The following is a 15,106-nucleotide window of genomic DNA, read 5'->3' as shown; positions in this document are numbered from 1 at the left end:
CGATGTTCGTACTGGCCATGCGGTCGATCCGGCAGCGCCCCGGACGGTTCCTCGCGACGCTGCTGTCCGCCTTCCTGGGCGCGGCGGTCATCATGACGTTCAACTCGATGCACGACACGGCGGCGGGCAGCGGCGTCGACTCGGTGAGTTCGCAGACGCTGACGACCGCGGCGAGCGTGGTCGGGGGCTACGGCTCCCTGCTGGTGTTCTTCGCGGTGGCCTCCACGCTCACGGTCAACGTGCGCCAGCGGGCCGCCGAACTGGAGCTGCTGCGCTGCTCGGGAGCGACGCCGGCGCAGATCAAGCGGATGGTGGTCGGTGAGGCGGTGGCCGTCGCCCTGGTGGGTGCCGTGCTGGCCATCGGCCCGGCGATGCTGGGCGGACAGGCGCTGTTGGACATGTTTCAGGACAACGGCCAGGTGGCGGCCTCGGTCGACCACGCCTTCGGCCCGATCGCGTTGATGTCGGGAGTCGCCGTCACGATGCTCGCCGCCGCGGGCGCCGCGTTCCTCGCGGTACGCCGGGTGACGCGCGGACAGCGCCGGCAAAGCGGCCGGGCTCGGAAGTTCTTCACCTGCGCCGCTCTCGTGATGGGCGCCCTGTCGGCCACCTCCACCTTCGCCTTCTCCGGCACGGACGAGGCGCTGATGGCGCCGCCGGCGTACGGGGCGATCCTGCTCTCGGTCGGGCTCGCCATGCTGGCACCGCGGCTCCTCGAGGGCGTCCTGGACCGGTTGCATCTGTCGGGTGCGGCGGGCTGGCTGGCCGTGCGCAATCTGCGGGAGCGGGCCGGGCACCTCGCCGGGGTCCTGATGTCGCTGATCCTGTTCACGGCGATGGCCACGGCCACGCTCACCATGCAGGCGGTGGAGAGCGACGCCATCGAGGCCTCGGGGCTCGTGAAGACGGTGGACGCGAAGAACCTGGAGACGCTGAACCTCACGGTAGTCGGGATCATCGTGGTCTTCGTCTGCGTGATGCTGGTCAACTCGCTCTACGCGGCGACCACTTACCGCGGCCGGGAGTTCGGACAGCAGCGGCTGGCGGGGGCGACGCCGAACCAGGTGCTCCGTGTCGTCGGGGCCGAGACGCTGGTCCTGACCATCACCGGAGTCTTCTTCGGCACGGTCGCCGCGCTGGCGGGGATCGTTCCCTTCACCGTGGTGCGCACCGACTCGGTGCTGCCGGGTCAGGCCTTCGGGATCTGGCTCGCGGTGGTGTCGGTCGCGGTGGTGGTGACGCTGGGGACGAGTCTGGTGACGGCCCGCAAGGTGCTGCGCACACCGGCGACGGAAGCGGTGGGACTGGCCGCCTGAGAAGGGGACGTACGGGGTGAGGGGCGGTTGCTTCGGCAGCCGCCCCTCACCTGTCGTCGGTCGCCGGCGGTCCGGCCTCGCGCCTCGACGCCGATGTGCACACCGTCACGTCGGCAGAGCCGGGCCGGGCCCGGATCCGGGGTGACACGGGCGCTGAACAAGCGCTTAGATAGGTGGACTGTCCTGGAACGCTCACGCCGCCGACCTGGAGGCCCTCCGTTGTTCACTTCCGTCGACGACGTCTCCGCGCGCCTCGCCGAGACCGGCTATCTCGCCTCGCCCTCGGTCGCCACGACCGTCTTCCTGGCCGACCGGCTCGGCAAGCCGCTCCTGGTGGAGGGCCCCGCCGGGGTCGGCAAGACGGAGCTCGCCAAGGCCGTCGCCCAGGTGGCGGGGGCGCAGCTGATACGGCTGCAGTGCTACGAGGGCGTCGACGAGTCCCGGGCGCTGTACGAGTGGAACCACGCCAAGCAGCTGCTGCGGATCAGCGCGGGCCGCGACGAGACGTGGGACGAGACGCGCACGGACATCTTCAGCGAGGAGTTCCTCCTCACCCGTCCGCTGCTGACGGCGATCCGCGGCGACGACCCGAAGGTCCTGCTGATCGACGAGACCGACAAGGCGGACGTCGAGGTCGAGGGCCTGCTCCTGGAGGTGCTCAGCGACTTCCAGGTCACGGTGCCGGAGCTGGGCACGATCACCGCCACCCGCCGCCCCTTCGTCGTCCTCACCTCCAACGCGAGCCGCGAGCTGTCCGAGGCGCTGCGCCGCCGCTGCCTGTTCCTCCACATCGGCTTCCCCGAGGAGGAGCTGGAGCGCCGGATCGTACGGCTGAAGGTGCCGGGGCTCGACGCGGCGCTGGCCGAGTCGGTGGTCCGGGTGGTGGGTGCGCTGCGGGCGATGGACCTGCGCAAGATGCCGTCGGTCGCGGAGACCATCGACTGGGCGCACACTCTGCTCGCGCTCGGCGCGGACACGCTCGACGAGACCGTCGTACGCGACACCCTGGGCGTCCTCCTCAAGCATCAGGACGACGTCCTCAAGGCGGCGGCGAAGCTTGATCTGGACGCGCTGTGAGCACACCGGTCGCCGATCGGCTCACGTCGCTCGTCGCCGCCCTGCGCGCCCACGGCATCCGTGTCGGCACCGGTGAGACGGTGGACGCCGCCGAGGCGATGGCGGCGCTCGGCCTCGCGGACCGGGAGCTGCTGCGCGAGGGGCTGGCGGCGACGCTGCTGCACGGCACGGCCCAACGGCCGGTGTTCGACCCGGTCTTCGACCTCTACTTCCCGCGGGGCGTCGGCGCGCCCGAGACCGGCACCCCGAGCCGCGACGGTCTGCGCGACCGGCTGGCGGCCGCCCTCGCCGCCAACGACGAGGCCATGATGGCCCGGTTGGCGATCGAGGCCGTCGACGGCTTCGGCGGCTACGGTTCCTCCCCCGCCTCGGACGGCTGGTCGTCGTACCAGGCCCTCGAACGGGTCCGTCCGCAGACGCTGCTCGCCCGGGTCCGCGCCGATGTCCGTGCGCAGGGCGGGAGTTCGGGGTTCGCCGACCGGTTGCTCGACGACGAGATCCGGCGGCGTATCGAGTCCTTCCGCGCGTTGGTGGCGACGGAGGCACGGCGCCGGGTGGCGGAGCGGCGCGATCGGGACGAGATCGCCCGGCGTGCGGTGCGGCCCACGGCCGACCGGGTCGACTTCCTGTTCGCCGGGAAGGCCCAACTGGCCGAGCTGCGCAGGACGGTTCAGCCGCTGGCGCGGAAGCTGGCCACACGGCTGGCGGCCCGTCGGCGGCGGGCCGCCCGGGGCACGATCGATCTGCGGCGTACCCTGCGCGGTTCGCTGTCGACCGGCGGGGTGCCGATGAAGCCGGTCCTGCGCAGGCGCCGCCCGGCGCGGCCCGAACTGGTGCTGCTGTGCGACGTGTCGGGCTCGGTCTCCGGCTTCTCCGACTTCACGATGCTGCTGGTGCAGGCCCTGCACGACCAGTTCAGCAAGGTGCGGGTGTTCGCCTTCGTCAACCGCATCGACGAGGTGACGGGACTGCTGGAGCGCGGCGCGGCCGACGCGGCGGGACTCGGCGCCCGGATCCAGTCCGAGGCGGCGCTCACGGGCTACCACGGCAGCAGCGACTACGGCATGGCGCTGGGCGAGTTCGCGGAGCGCTACGGCGACGCGGTCGGCCCGCGCACGACCGTGTTCGTCCTCGGGGACGCCCGGACGAACATGAGCGACCCCAACCTCGCGGCCGTCCGGCAGATCTCCGAACGGGCCCGGCGCGTCTACTGGTTGAACCCCGAGCAGCACGCGCAGTGGGGTACCGGCGACTCCGCAGCGCCGGAGTACGCCGAGCTCGTCGAGATGCACGAGTGCCGCAACGCGCGGCAGCTGGGCATGCTGGTGGGACGGCTCCTGCCGATCTGAACCGCCATACCGTGCGGATGGACACGCAGGCCGGACAGGACGCCCGACGCCGGCCGGCGGAGGCCGGCGTCACGCAGGTCGGCGACGACGCGTGGACCGACGGCAACGCTCCCGAGAGTCGGCTCACCGCCAACGAGGTCGCCCACTCCTGGGCGGGACGGGCCTTCACCGACGAACGTCTGGACGTGGCCGGGCAGTTGGGGCTGGCGTTCGGGCTGCTGGACCTCCTCGACGACTACTGGGTGACCTGCGAGATCCGCTTCGCCGACCGAGGCCCGGGCGGCCCGCTGCCGTCCGGCGTCCTCTGGGACGGCTACCGGCGGCGCCTGGAGGCTCCCGAGGCGGCCGACGCCGTGACCTACTCGCTGTGGGCCGACTGGTTCGAGGACCGCGACACCTGCGAGGCCGCCTTCGCCGAAGTGCTCGGGCGCGACGCCGGCCGCCTGCACACCGACAGCCCGCAACCGCTGCTCCGCCGGGCCCGCCGGGTCCTGGAGTGCTCGGGCCCGGTCCCCTGGGCGGTGAAGGAGAGCGCGTACGCCGTCGCCGCTCGCCTCCCGGCACTCTTCGAGGGCCTGCTGGGCAGTCACCGCGACGTCTACGGCGACCTCGACCCATCTGCCGCGCTCACCGCCGGGCACAGCGCGGCGAGATAGACCGCGGAGGTCGCGACGGTCAGCCGTCGCTCTTCTTGGCGTAGTCCTTGGCCATGCCGCCCGCGAAGTCGTAGACGACGCACTGTTCGTCGCCCACCACCCAGGCGTCGTGCCCCGCCGACGCCACGAAGACGTCGCCGGGACCCACCTCGCCCTCGTTGCCGTCGTCCATGCGGATGTGCATCCTGCCCTGGACCACATAGCCGTTGTGGTGGACCTGGCAGCTGCTGGTCCCCGCGAGGGGCGCCACGGACTCGGACCAGCGCCAGCCCGGTTCGAACGTCCCGACAGCGAAGTCGAGGCCCGTCAGATGGACGGCTTCCAGATGCCCTCGGGGGAAGTCCCGCCGCTCGTCCGGCTTGTCGAGGATCTTCATCTCCAGCATGTCGACGCTCCCTTCAGACCGCTCGCTCGGCCGGTCTCCGTCTCCCGGCCACCACGCGCGGCACCGGCAGGGGCAGAGCCCCACCACTCCATCGTCCGCCCGTCAAGCGGGAGCCGCCATTCGGGTGGGCCGCGTCCCCGCGCCGCGGAGTCGGGCGCAGCGCTCGGCCCCTCGTCTGCCGCCGGAGACGATCACAGATGGCGAGATCGCTGCCCTGCGCCCGCGTGATCCGGCCAGATCCGGGTCGTGTCAGCCCGATGACCGGGAGTTGTCAGCTTCGCGGACTTCCATGACGCCAACTCCCTTCCCCCCACCCCGAGGAGTGAGATGACCGACACCGTTCCCGACTTCCCGATGGCGCGTGCGGCCGGCTGCCCCTTCGACCCGCCCCCGGAGATGCTGCGGCTGCGGAGCGAGCGGCCCGTCGCCCGTGTCCGGCTGTGGGACGGCAGCACTCCCTGGCTCGTCACGCGCTACGAGGACCAGCGGGCGCTGTACGGCGACGCGCGGCTCAGCGTCGATCCCCGGCGGCCCGGGTTCCCCCACTTCAGCGCGGCCTTCCAGGAGGCCTACTCCCAGATGCCGCCGTCCTTCCTCAACATGGACGACCCCGATCACGCGCGCATACGGCGCATGGTCACCGGCCCCTTCACCGTCAAGCGCATCGAGGCCATGCGACCGGCCGTGCAGCGCATGACCGACCGGTTCATCGACACGATGCTGGCCGGCCCGAACCCCGCCGACCTGGTGGGGGCGCTGGCACTGCCGCTCCCGTCGCTGGTGATCTGCGAACTGCTCGGAGTCCCGTACGACGATCACGGGTTCTTCCAGAGCAGAAGCCAGGTCGGCGTCCGCCGGGACGCCTCCGTGGCGGAGGCGAGGGCCGCGAGCGGGGAACTGCTCCAGTACCTGGACGAGCAGCTCCAGGCGAAGCTCGCCGCCCCCGGCGACGACATGCTCTCCGACCTGGCCGCCCGGATGCGGGACGGCGACCTCGGCCGCCTCGACGCCGCGATGCTGGGCCTGTTGCTGCTCGGCGCGGGCCATGAGACCACCGCCAACATGATCGCGCTCGGTGTCCTGGCCCTCCTGGAACACCCCGACCAGCTGGCGCTCGTCCGCGACACCGACGATCCCAAGGTCGTCGCGGGTGCCGTCGAGGAGATGCTGCGCTATCTGACGGTGGTCCACAACGGCCAGCGCCGTGTGGTCCTGGAGGACCTCGAGATCGGCGGCGAGAGCCTCCGCGCCGGGGAGGGCGTCATCATCCCCGGCGCCACCGGCAACTGGGAGCCCGACCGCTTCCCGGACCCCGCCCGCCTCGACGTCACCCGCGACGCCCGCCGCCACATGGCCTTCGGCTTCGGCATCCACCAGTGCCTGGGCCAGCCGCTGGCCCGCCTGGAACTCCAGGTCGTCTACAGCACCCTCCTGCGCCGCGTCCCGACCCTGCGGCGGGCGGTCGAACTCGACAAGATCCCGTTCAAGGACGACGGGGTGGTGTACGGGGTCTACGAGCTGCCCGTGACCTGGTAGCCGCCGGTCACGCGGCGTCGGCCCGTGTCACGCTCAGTCGAGGCGGACACCCGTGCGGCTCTCCAGGGCCTGGAGCAGGCGGGCCTGGAACTCCGCGTCCTGCGCTGCGGGGTGGGGTGACTGCGGGCGCCGGTGGTACCAGTAGCCGCCGGTCCGCGGGGTCACGTCGGGGTGGGTGGCGAGCCATGTCTGTGTGCGGTGGCCGGCGGTCAGGTCGTCCGGGGCGCCCGCGCCGCCCATGCGGGTGGGGACCCAGCCGGGGTCGACCGCATGGCTGGTGGTGCCGTCCCAGCGGGAGGCGAGGGCGAGCGCGAGGGTGGTGACCCACAGCTTGGTGTCGTCGTAGGCGGCGCTCGCGGTGGCCAGCTCTCGCAGCTCCGTGGAGCCGGTCCGGTGCATCGAGCTGCTGAGGTAGATGAGCCGGCCCGGCTTGTCCATCAACGCCGTGAGCACATACGGCGCGACGGTGTTGACGGTGACCGCGTCCGGAACGTGCATGGTGCCGGCGTTGTGGATGACGGCGTCGAAGCGGCCGAACGCGGCGGCCTGCCGGGCGACGCCGGGGATCTCGTCCGGCCGGGCGAGGTCCCCGGTGACGACGCCTCGCCACCGGGCCGCGTCGTCCGGGCCGGTGAGACGGGCCGGGTTGCGCACATGGACGACCACGTCGTGCCCGTCGTCGGCCAGCGCGTCCGCCGTGTTGCGCCCGATTCCGCTGGACGCTCCGGTCACCAGGACCAGTGCCATGTCGGTGTCCTTTCCTCTGTGGCGTAGAGATCGCGAGGTGAGGGACTCACGGACGTCGTCACGGTTGTCCATTCGAAGAGGCCTCGGAGGGCTACCGGGCCATGGACGAGCGCCGCGCCACGAAGGTGCTCCTGCCCCTGTGACCGGCGCGGGATCCGCGGGTCAGCGCACCCGTCCCCGCGGCTTCAGCGGCACCGGCGGCAGCGCGGGAGCGGGCAGGGGAGCACCGTCGTAGCCCTTGACCTCGCCGAAGCGTGAACCGGTCGTCCAGTCCTCCCGGGCCTGTTCGATCTCCTGCTGGGTGCGGCCGATGAAGTTCCAGAACATGATCAGTTCTTCCTCGAACGGCTCACCGCCCAGGAGCATGAGGGACGCCTCCGACTCGGCGCGCAACGGCAGTTCGGTGCGGCCGCAGCCGAGGTAGAGCATGGAGCCGGGCAGGACCGGAACGCCGTCCACCCGCGCCTCGCCGGACATGGACAGCACGGCGTACTCGAAGTCCGGTTCCAGCGGCAGGCGTACGTCCGCGCCGCGGGCGAGGGTCAGGTCGGCGCCGACGATGGGGGTGTACGTCGTTCCGGGCGAGGTCGCGCCGTCGAGGGCGCCGAGGATCAGGGTGGCCGAGAGGCCGGGTGCCGTGACGACCGGCAGTTCGGCGTGGTGCTCGAAGCGCGGGTCGGTGTGGCGGTGGCTGTCGGGGAGGGCCACCCACAGCTGGGCGCCGTGGAGATAGGGGGCGTGCGACTTGGGGCTCTCCTCGGAGTGGCTGATGGCCCGCCCGGAGGTCATCAGGCCCAGCTCGCGCGGGTGGATCGTCTGGAGGCTACCGGTCGAGTCGCGGTGCAGCACCTCACCCTGGTGCAGCCAGCTCACCGTCTGCAGGCCCATGTGCGGGTGGGGCGGCACCTGCATACCGGGCTCGTCGGCGATGTCGTCGGGGCCGTAGTGGTCGACGAAGCACCATGCCCCGACCATGCGGCGGCCCAGGTTGGGCAGCAGTCGGCGGACCTCGGTGGACTCGCCGAGCTTGACGGTGCGCGGGCTGAGGAGTTCGCGAACGGGCTCCGCCACCACGAAGCCGCGGCCGCCGCACAGGGCGGGAGCCGCCTCGCGATCAAGATTGCTCATGGCGCCCAACCTAGACCCGCAAGACGCGTCCCGTCAGTCGGTCGTCCGGGCCGTCCGGCTCGTTCGAAAAATAGTAGCCATGTACATAGTAGCCATGTACTGTATTTGGTATGAGCGAAGGTTCCGAGAAGGCGACACCCGGATTCCTGGTGTGGCGACTGTCGATGAAGTGGCGGACCGCGGTGGACCGCGCGATGGCTCCGCTGGGGCTCACCCATGCGCAGTACTCGCTGGTGGCGTCCTTGTACGGCATGCAGCGCGCCGGTGAGCGCCCCAGCCAGCGGCGCCTCGCCGACCATGTGGGACTGGAGCCGCTGTACGTGTCCAAGCTGGCGCGCTCCCTGGAGTCCGCGGGCCTCCTGGAGCGCACCCGCGACCCCCGCGACCCCCGCGCCGTGCAGCTGGCCCTGACCGAGCAGGGCCGCGACACGACCCGGCAGGCTGTCAAGGTCGTCCAGGGACTCCTGGAGCAGCTGCTGGCACCCTTCGGCGGCCTGGACAGCGAGCGCACCCAGGACTTCAAGCACGACCTCGTGACCCTGCTCGACGCACCTCTCGATCCACTCGCCGTCACCGGCGAACCCGACAAGGAGCACTCATGACCACCACCACTCCCCTGCTCGACCCCCGCGTCATAGCCCTGGCCCACTACGCCGCCCGCGGCGTCCTGGAGCGGGTGCTGGCCCGCCGCGGCGTGACGTTCCAGCAGTCCGTCACCCTGCGGGTCGTGGCCGTCGCCGACGGACCGGTCGAGCGGGGCCAACTCGCCGACACTGTCGTCGGCTCACTGAAGATCGGCGCCGCGGAGGCCCACGCCGTGGTCGACGAGCTGATCGACGCGAAGCTGGTGGCTCTCACGGAGCCGTCACAGGTGCGGATCACGGAAGCCGGGCGGGAGCTGTACGAAAGGACGTCCGCCGAGACCGCGCCCATCACGGCCCGGATCTACGACGGCATCCCGACGCAGGATCTCGCCGTCGCAGGACGGGTGCTGACCCTGATCGCCGACCGGGCCGACGCCGAGCTCGCGACCCTCGACAAGTAGTGGAATATTGAACCAACTCTCTCCGTTGACGGCCCCGAAGGAGGTCGAAGTGGAGATGACGTACTACGACCACGGAACACCGGCGGAGCGCTGGGAGCGCGCGCGGATGTTCTTCGACGCCAAGGACTATGCCGCCGCGGCGCGCGTTCTGGACGGGCTGGTCGAGGAGGTGCCGGAGCAGACCGGACCCCGGCTGCTGCTGGCCCGCTCCTACTACCACTCGGCCCAACTGCGCCGCGCGGAGAGCGAGTTGCGCGTCATCGTGGAGCGCGACCCGGTGGAGCAGTACGCCCGTCTGATGCTGGGCCGCACCCTGGAGCGACAGGGACGGCACGAGGAGGCCGGGCCGCACCTCCGCCTCGCCTCCGCCCTCGCGGGCGACTTCGACACGCTCTGAGCACGACAGCAGGGGCCCGGTTCCGTGATGGAACCGGGCCCCTGCGCTGCCGTACGGTCAGGCCGCCGCCTCGGCGCGCTTCCCCCGCCGGTGGCTGATATCGCCGAGGACGATGTCGACGACGAGGAACGCGGCCAGCGGAATGCCGAGGAGCGGGACGTAGTACCCGAGGACCGCGATGCCCGCCACGCACGGCAGCAGGATCAGCGGGGGCACCTTCTGCCAGGCGCCGCGCGGGATCGGACGGCCGAAGGCGGAGCCACGCCCGCGCTGCCACCACATCCGGTAACCCCACACGATCAACAGGATCAGACAGAGCGCGAGCAGCATCAGGGCGATCTGGTTGACCAGGCCGAACAGGACGCCCGTGTGCAGGTCGATGCCCCAGCGGGTCAGCTTGGCGAGGACCGGGAAGTCGGCGAACCGCAGCACGTCGGTGACCTCGCCGCTGGTCGGGTCGACGGCCACCGCGTCCTGCTTCGTGGGGTAGCCGCGCCCCACCTGCTTCACCACGTACGTCGACGCGGCGTCGGCGGGCGGGACGATCTCGACCGGGTCGCCGAGCCCCTCGGCCCGCGCCGCCGCCAGGATCCTGTCGAGGCCGACGCCGTGCTCGGCGTCCCCGGCCGAGGCGGACGCGCCGTGCCCGGAGTGGTCGCCGCCCCCGCTCGCGGAGATCGACGGGGTGGCCTGGTGCAGCGAGGTGCGCAGAACGTCGATGTTGGCGCCGGCGTAGGTGGACCAGGTCAGACCGGTCACCGACAGGAAGAGGAACCCGGCGGCGGCCCAGGCGCCGACGCCGCCGTGCAGGCCCAGGGTGCGGCGCCGCCCGCTGGTCCCGCGCAGCTTGCGCCGGGCCCGGCGGCGGGTGAACCACATCACCAGGCCGGCGCTCGCGATCACCCACAGCCAGCTCGCCGCGAACTCGCTGTAGAGGCGGCCGGTCTCGCCGAGGTGCAGATTGCGGTGGAGCTCGGAGATCCAGGTGCGCAGGGGCAGTGCGCCGGTCGAGCCGTACTGCTCGAGGGCGCCCTGGACCTCGGCGGTGTACGGGTCGACGAAGACGGCGAGGGTGTGGTCGGCGTCGACGCCCTTGACGCCGGACAGCAGGACCCGGGTCGTCGCGTCGTCCTGCGGGGAGGGGCGGACGGCCGCGACGGTGCCCTCGGGGTGGGCCTCGCGGGCGGCGGTGACCTGCTGGGAGATGGGCAGCTTGGTGTCGCCGACCGCGGAGACGGTCAACTCGTCGGCGTAGAGGATCTTCTCGGCCTGGAAGGACGCGGCGTAGAGGAGTCCGGTGCAGGCGGCCACCAGAAGGAACGGCGCGACGAGCAGTCCGGCGTAGAAGTGCAGGCGCAGCAGCAGGGGGCGGAGCGGTGCCCAACTGCTGCGTGACGGCGTCGGATCGGCGGCTTTCGGGGCCTCGTCCGTGGTCCTCGTGAGAGCGGAGGTCATCGGCGGTTCTTTTCTGGGGCAGGGGACGTTTCTCGGCTGTACCGGTCCAGTAGTCGGGGGAAGGTGCCTTCGAGTTCCCGGAGGCTGAAGTGACCTGCGTCACACAAAGGTGGGCAGGGGGGCATGGCATCCTGGCGCGATGGCAACTCCCCGTCATCACGCGCCCCTTGCCGGGCTGGTCGAGGAACTCCTGGCGGGCGAGGGCCCGCTGCCGATCGTGGCGGCCGGTGATCCGGTGCTGCGGCGCGGGACCGAGCGGTTCGAGGGGCAGTTGGACTCCGCGCTGCTGGCCCGGTTCGTCGAGGCGCTGCGGATCACCATGCACGCGGCGCCGGGCGTGGGCCTGGCGGCTCCGCAGGTCGGCGTGCCGCTGCGGATCGCGGTGATCGAGGACCCGGCGCCGGTGCCGGACGAGATCAGGGTGGCGCGCGGACGGGTGCCGCAGCCGTTCCGGGTGCTGGTCAATCCGTCGTACGAGTCGGTCGGCACCGCGCGTGCCGGGTTCTTCGAGGGGTGTCTGAGCGTGCCGGGCTGGCAGGCGGTCGTGGCGCGCCACGCCGAGGTGCGGCTGACGGGCGAGGACGAGCACGGGCGCGCGGTGGACGAGGTGTTCTCCGGGTGGCCGGCGCGGATCGTGCAGCACGAGACCGACCACCTCGACGGCCTGCTCTACCTCGACCGGGCGGAGCTGCGGTCCCTGTCCTCGGGCCAGGCGATGGCGGAGCGATGGGCGCAGCCGACGCCGGCGGAGGCGGCCGAGTCGCTGGGCTTCACGCTGCCGTAGCGGACGGTGAACCGGGGAGCGCCGGGCGCGGTCGTCGTGGGTGACCATGACGGCCGTGCCCGGCTGCGTGCCCGCCGCGGGGCTCAGTTGTCGCGGTAGCTCTCCAGCAGCCGCAGCCACACCTCGCTGATCGTCGGATACGACGGCACGGCGTGCCACAGCCTGCTGATCGGCACCTCTCCGGCGACGGCGATGGTGGCGGAGTGGATGAGTTCGCCGACACCCGGGCCGACGAAGGTCACCCCGAGCAGGATCTCGCGCTCCAGGTCCACGACCATGCGGGCGCGGCCCCGGTAGCCGTCGCCGTACAGGCTCGCGCCGGAGACGTTGCCGAGCTCGTAGTCGACGGCGCGGACCCGGTGGCCCGCCTGTTCGGCCTCCGCCAGGGAGAGGCCGACGGCGGCGGCCTCCGGGTCGGTGAAGACGACCTGGGGTACGGCGCAGTGGTCGGCGGTCGCGGCGTGCGCGCCCCAGGGGGCCGTCTCCAGGAGGGAAGCCCCGGAGGCGCGGGCCGCGATGGCGGCCCCGGCGATGCGGGCCTGGTACTTGCCCTGGTGGGTGAGGAGGGCCCGGTGGTTGACGTCGCCGACGGCGTAGAGCCAGTCGTTGCCGGTGACGCGGAGGCTGTCGTCGACGTCCAGCCAGGAGCCGGGTTCCAGGCCGACGGTGTCGAGGCCGATGTCGTCGGTGCGCGGGGCGCGTCCGGTCGCGAAGAGGATCTCGTCGGCCTCGATGCGCTCACCGGTGTCGGTGACGACCACGACGGTGCCGTTCTCGCGGGTCACCGAGGCGACCGAGGTGCCGGTGCGGACGTCGGCACCCGCCTCGGTGAGGCCCTCGTGGACCAGTTCGCCGGCGAAGGGCTCCATGCGGTTCAGCAGGCCCTTGCCGCGCACCAGGAGGGTGACCCGGGAGCCGAGGGCCTGCCAGGCGGCGGCCATCTCGGTGGCGACGACCCCGCCGCCGACCACGACCAGGCGGCCGGGCGCGGCCTTGGCGCTGGTGGCCTCCCTGCTGGTCCACGGCTTGACCTCGTCGAGTCCGGGGAGGTCCGGCAGGACGGCGCGGGTGCCGGTGCTGACGACGACGGCATGCCGGGCGGTCAGGACCTTGTCGCCCACGGTGACCGTGCGAGGGCCGGTGAGGCGGCCGTGGCCGCGGTAGAGGTCGGCGCCGATGCCCTCGATCCAGCGGACCTGGCCGTCGTCCTTCCAGTGGGAGGTGTACTCGTCCCGTCGTGCGAGGACCGCGGCCGTGTCGAGGGGGCCCTGCACGGCGGGTGCGAGTCCGGGCAGGCGCCGGGCGTCGGCCTGGGCGATGACCGGGCGCAGCAGGGCCTTGCTGGGCATACAGGCCCAGTAGGAGCATTCGCCGCCGACCAGCTCGCTCTCCACGACCGCGGTGGAGAGACCGGCCGCACGGGTGCGGTCGGCGACGTTCTCCCCCACGGGCCCGGCACCGAGCACCACGACGTCGTACACAGTGGATTCCGTTTCCGTCATGGGGTCAGTCTTACGGGTGGTGTGCGCTCAGGCCACATGGGTACGCGCGCGGAATACCTACTCTGCCTTTCGTGTTTGCGACGACGGCTTCGCCCCGACATCAGGAAGAGGGATTCACGCCATGAGCAAGACCGTGGAGCTCACCAAGGAGAACTTCGACCAGACGGTGACGGACAACGAGTTCGTGCTGATCGACTTCTGGGCGTCCTGGTGCGGGCCGTGCCGTCAGTTCGCGCCCGTGTACGACAAGGCCGCCGAGGCCAACCCGGACCTGGTCTTCGGCAAGGTGGACACGGAGGCGCAGCCGGAGCTGGCGGCGGCCTTCGGGATCCAGTCGATTCCCACGCTGATGATCGTCCGTGACCGGGTGGCCGTGTTCGCCCAGCCGGGCGCGCTGCCGGAGGCCGCGCTGACGGATGTGATCGGGCAGGCCCGGAAGCTGGACATGGACGAGGTCCGCAAGTCGGTCGCCGAGCAGCAGGCCGAAGCCGAGCAGAACGGCCAGTGACCGTACGGCTGTTGAGGCACCGCGTCCCGGTGGGGGCTCACCACTGAAGGGGTAGTCCCGTGTAGTTCGCGGCCAGTTCGGCGGCGGCGTGCCGGGACGCGGTGATCCGGCGCAGCCGCGCCAGCTGCATTCGGTGCTCGAAGGGGTCCGCGTCGGGGTGGGTGTGCAGCATCGTCGTCATGTCGTACGAAAACCGGGTCGCCTGCCAGACGCGGGCGAGGCACACTTGCGAGTAGGTGTCCAGGAGTTGCTCGGAGCCGGTGCGGCGCAGCTCGGCGAAGGCGCGGCCGAGCAGGCGGACGTCGGAGACCGCGAGGTTGAGGCCCTTGGCGCCGGTCGGCGGGACGATGTGGGCGGCGTCGCCGGCCAGCAGGAGCCGTCCGTGGCGCATCGGTTCGTGGACGTAACTGCGCATCGGGGTCACGGACTTGGCGGTGATCGGGCCGCGACGCAGGGTCCAGTCGGCGTCGATGGCGAAGCGGGCGGCGAGTTCCTCCCAGATGCGGTCGTCGGACCAGTCGTCGGGGTCGGTGCCGTTCGGGACCTGTAGGTACAGGCGTGACACATGCGGTGAGCGCATGCTGTGCAGGGCGAAGCCGCGCTCGCCGCGGGCGTAGATCAACTCGTCGCAGGACGGGGCGACATCGGCGAGGATCCCCAGCCAGGAGTACGGATAGTCGTGCTCGTAGGCACGGCTCACCTCGGCGGGGACGGTATCGCGGGCGATGCCGTGGAAGCCGTCGCAGCCGACGACCCAGTCGCAGTTCAGCGTCTGTTCGCGGCCCTCGTGCACGAACCTCACGACCGGTGCCGTGGTCTGCGGCTTCTCGATCGCGAGCGCCTGCGCCTCGAACAACAGCGGTGGCCCGTCGGCCAGTTGGAGGGCCACGAGATCCTTCACGATCTCGGTCTGGGCGTAGATGGTGACGGTACGGCCACCGGTGAGGACCGGGAAGTCGATGTGGTGGCGTTCCCGGTCGAAGCGCAGCTCGATGCCCTGGTGGACCAGGCCCCGGGCCTCCAGTCGCTCGGCCGCGCCGCACTCGCGCAGGGCGTCGACCGTGCCCTGCTCCAGCATTCCGGCACGCTGGCGCTGTTCGACGTACTCGCGCGTCCTGGCCTCCAGGACGACACAGTCGACGCCTGCGCGGTGCAGCAGGCGGGCGAGGAGCAGTCCGGCGGGGCCGCCGCCGATGATGCCGACCGTCGTGCGCATGGCAC

16 protein-coding genes are annotated in these 15,106 nt (G+C 71.7%); 10 read left to right on the top strand and 6 right to left on the bottom strand.

Going from position 1 to position 15,106, the window contains the following annotated elements:
* The first annotated feature begins 2 nt into the window (after positions 1 to 2).
* The 4 genes from OG381_RS41005 (at position 3) to OG381_RS40990 (ending at position 4,398) form a co-directional block, all read left to right on the top strand.
* On the top strand, positions 3 to 1,316 hold the full coding sequence (locus tag OG381_RS41005; protein WP_327721042.1) for an FtsX-like permease family protein: 1,314 nt from the start codon (positions 3 to 5) through the stop codon (positions 1,314 to 1,316).
* 219 nt (positions 1,317 to 1,535) lie between these two features.
* Complete coding sequence (locus tag OG381_RS41000; RefSeq protein WP_327721041.1) at positions 1,536 to 2,393, top strand: AAA family ATPase; 858 nt, start codon at positions 1,536 to 1,538, stop codon at positions 2,391 to 2,393.
* Complete coding sequence (locus OG381_RS40995; protein WP_327721040.1) at positions 2,390 to 3,742, top strand: vWA domain-containing protein; 1,353 nt, start codon at positions 2,390 to 2,392, stop codon at positions 3,740 to 3,742. The genes OG381_RS41000 and OG381_RS40995 overlap by 4 nt, the downstream gene beginning before the upstream one ends.
* Positions 3,743 to 3,759: 17 nt before the next feature.
* Positions 3,760 to 4,398, top strand: coding sequence for a hypothetical protein (locus OG381_RS40990; RefSeq protein WP_327721039.1), 639 nt, complete (start codon positions 3,760 to 3,762; stop codon positions 4,396 to 4,398).
* Positions 4,399 to 4,417: 19 nt separating this feature from the next.
* On the opposite strand, the gene OG381_RS40985 is transcribed toward OG381_RS40990, so the two are convergent.
* On the bottom strand, positions 4,418 to 4,783 hold the full coding sequence (locus OG381_RS40985; protein WP_327721037.1) for a cupin domain-containing protein: 366 nt from the start codon (positions 4,781 to 4,783) through the stop codon (positions 4,418 to 4,420).
* 327 nt (positions 4,784 to 5,110) lie between these two features.
* Between OG381_RS40985 and OG381_RS40980 the strand changes: the two genes are divergently transcribed.
* A complete protein-coding gene (locus tag OG381_RS40980; protein WP_327721036.1) occupies positions 5,111 to 6,319 on the top strand; it encodes a cytochrome P450 in 1,209 nt (402 codons plus the stop codon).
* A 33-nt stretch (positions 6,320 to 6,352) separates the two neighbouring features.
* Here OG381_RS40980 and OG381_RS40975 read toward each other — a convergent pair whose 3' ends face one another.
* Together OG381_RS40975 and OG381_RS40970 are read right to left on the bottom strand one after the other, a co-directional pair.
* The gene (locus OG381_RS40975; protein WP_327721035.1) at positions 6,353 to 7,066 is read right to left on the bottom strand and encodes an SDR family NAD(P)-dependent oxidoreductase; all 714 of its coding nucleotides are present in this window, start codon (positions 7,064 to 7,066) and stop codon (positions 6,353 to 6,355) included.
* A 162-nt stretch (positions 7,067 to 7,228) separates the two neighbouring features.
* Positions 7,229 to 8,194, bottom strand: coding sequence for a pirin family protein (locus tag OG381_RS40970; protein WP_327721034.1), 966 nt, complete (start codon positions 8,192 to 8,194; stop codon positions 7,229 to 7,231).
* 110 nt (positions 8,195 to 8,304) lie between these two features.
* On the opposite strand from OG381_RS40970, the gene OG381_RS40965 reads away from it, so the two are divergent.
* The 3 genes from OG381_RS40965 to OG381_RS40955 are packed head-to-tail and all read left to right on the top strand — an operon-like array spanning position 8,305 to position 9,636.
* Positions 8,305 to 8,796: a MarR family winged helix-turn-helix transcriptional regulator gene (locus OG381_RS40965; RefSeq protein WP_327721033.1), complete on the top strand. Its 492-nt coding sequence runs from the start codon at positions 8,305 to 8,307 to the stop codon at positions 8,794 to 8,796.
* Complete coding sequence (locus OG381_RS40960) at positions 8,793 to 9,239, top strand: MarR family transcriptional regulator (protein WP_327721032.1); 447 nt, start codon at positions 8,793 to 8,795, stop codon at positions 9,237 to 9,239. The genes OG381_RS40965 and OG381_RS40960 overlap by 4 nt, the downstream gene beginning before the upstream one ends.
* Positions 9,240 to 9,288: 49 nt before the next feature.
* A complete protein-coding gene (locus OG381_RS40955; RefSeq protein ID WP_327721031.1) occupies positions 9,289 to 9,636 on the top strand; it encodes a tetratricopeptide repeat protein in 348 nt (115 codons plus the stop codon).
* A gap of 57 nt (positions 9,637 to 9,693) precedes the next feature.
* Here the strand turns inward: OG381_RS40955 and OG381_RS40950 are convergent, their stop codons facing one another.
* Positions 9,694 to 11,091, bottom strand: a complete 1,398-nt coding sequence (locus tag OG381_RS40950) for a PepSY-associated TM helix domain-containing protein (RefSeq protein WP_327721030.1) — start codon at positions 11,089 to 11,091, stop codon at positions 9,694 to 9,696.
* A 139-nt stretch (positions 11,092 to 11,230) separates the two neighbouring features.
* On the opposite strand from OG381_RS40950, the gene OG381_RS40945 reads away from it, so the two are divergent.
* Positions 11,231 to 11,875, top strand: a complete 645-nt coding sequence (locus OG381_RS40945) for a peptide deformylase (protein ID WP_327721029.1) — start codon at positions 11,231 to 11,233, stop codon at positions 11,873 to 11,875.
* An 83-nt stretch (positions 11,876 to 11,958) separates the two neighbouring features.
* Here OG381_RS40945 and OG381_RS40940 read toward each other — a convergent pair whose 3' ends face one another.
* Positions 11,959 to 13,377, bottom strand: a complete 1,419-nt coding sequence (locus OG381_RS40940; RefSeq protein WP_327721027.1) for a dihydrolipoyl dehydrogenase family protein — start codon at positions 13,375 to 13,377, stop codon at positions 11,959 to 11,961.
* Positions 13,378 to 13,498: 121 nt separating this feature from the next.
* Here OG381_RS40940 and trxA point away from each other — a divergent pair, with 121 nt between their 5' ends.
* The gene (gene trxA / locus OG381_RS40935) at positions 13,499 to 13,885 is read left to right on the top strand and encodes a thioredoxin (RefSeq protein WP_307023038.1); all 387 of its coding nucleotides are present in this window, start codon (positions 13,499 to 13,501) and stop codon (positions 13,883 to 13,885) included.
* A 37-nt stretch (positions 13,886 to 13,922) separates the two neighbouring features.
* On the opposite strand, the gene OG381_RS40930 is transcribed toward trxA, so the two are convergent.
* Positions 13,923 to 15,101, bottom strand: a complete 1,179-nt coding sequence (locus OG381_RS40930) for a 4-hydroxybenzoate 3-monooxygenase (protein ID WP_327721026.1) — start codon at positions 15,099 to 15,101, stop codon at positions 13,923 to 13,925.
* Between the last annotated feature and the right edge of the window lie 5 nt (positions 15,102 to 15,106).

The sequence above is a fragment of the Streptomyces sp. NBC_00490 genome (genome assembly GCF_036013645.1).
GTDB lineage: Bacteria > Actinomycetota > Actinomycetes > Streptomycetales > Streptomycetaceae > Streptomyces > Streptomyces canus_F.
The sequence above is the reverse complement of the archived record's forward strand: the minus strand, read 5'-3'. Positions and strand labels throughout refer to the sequence as shown.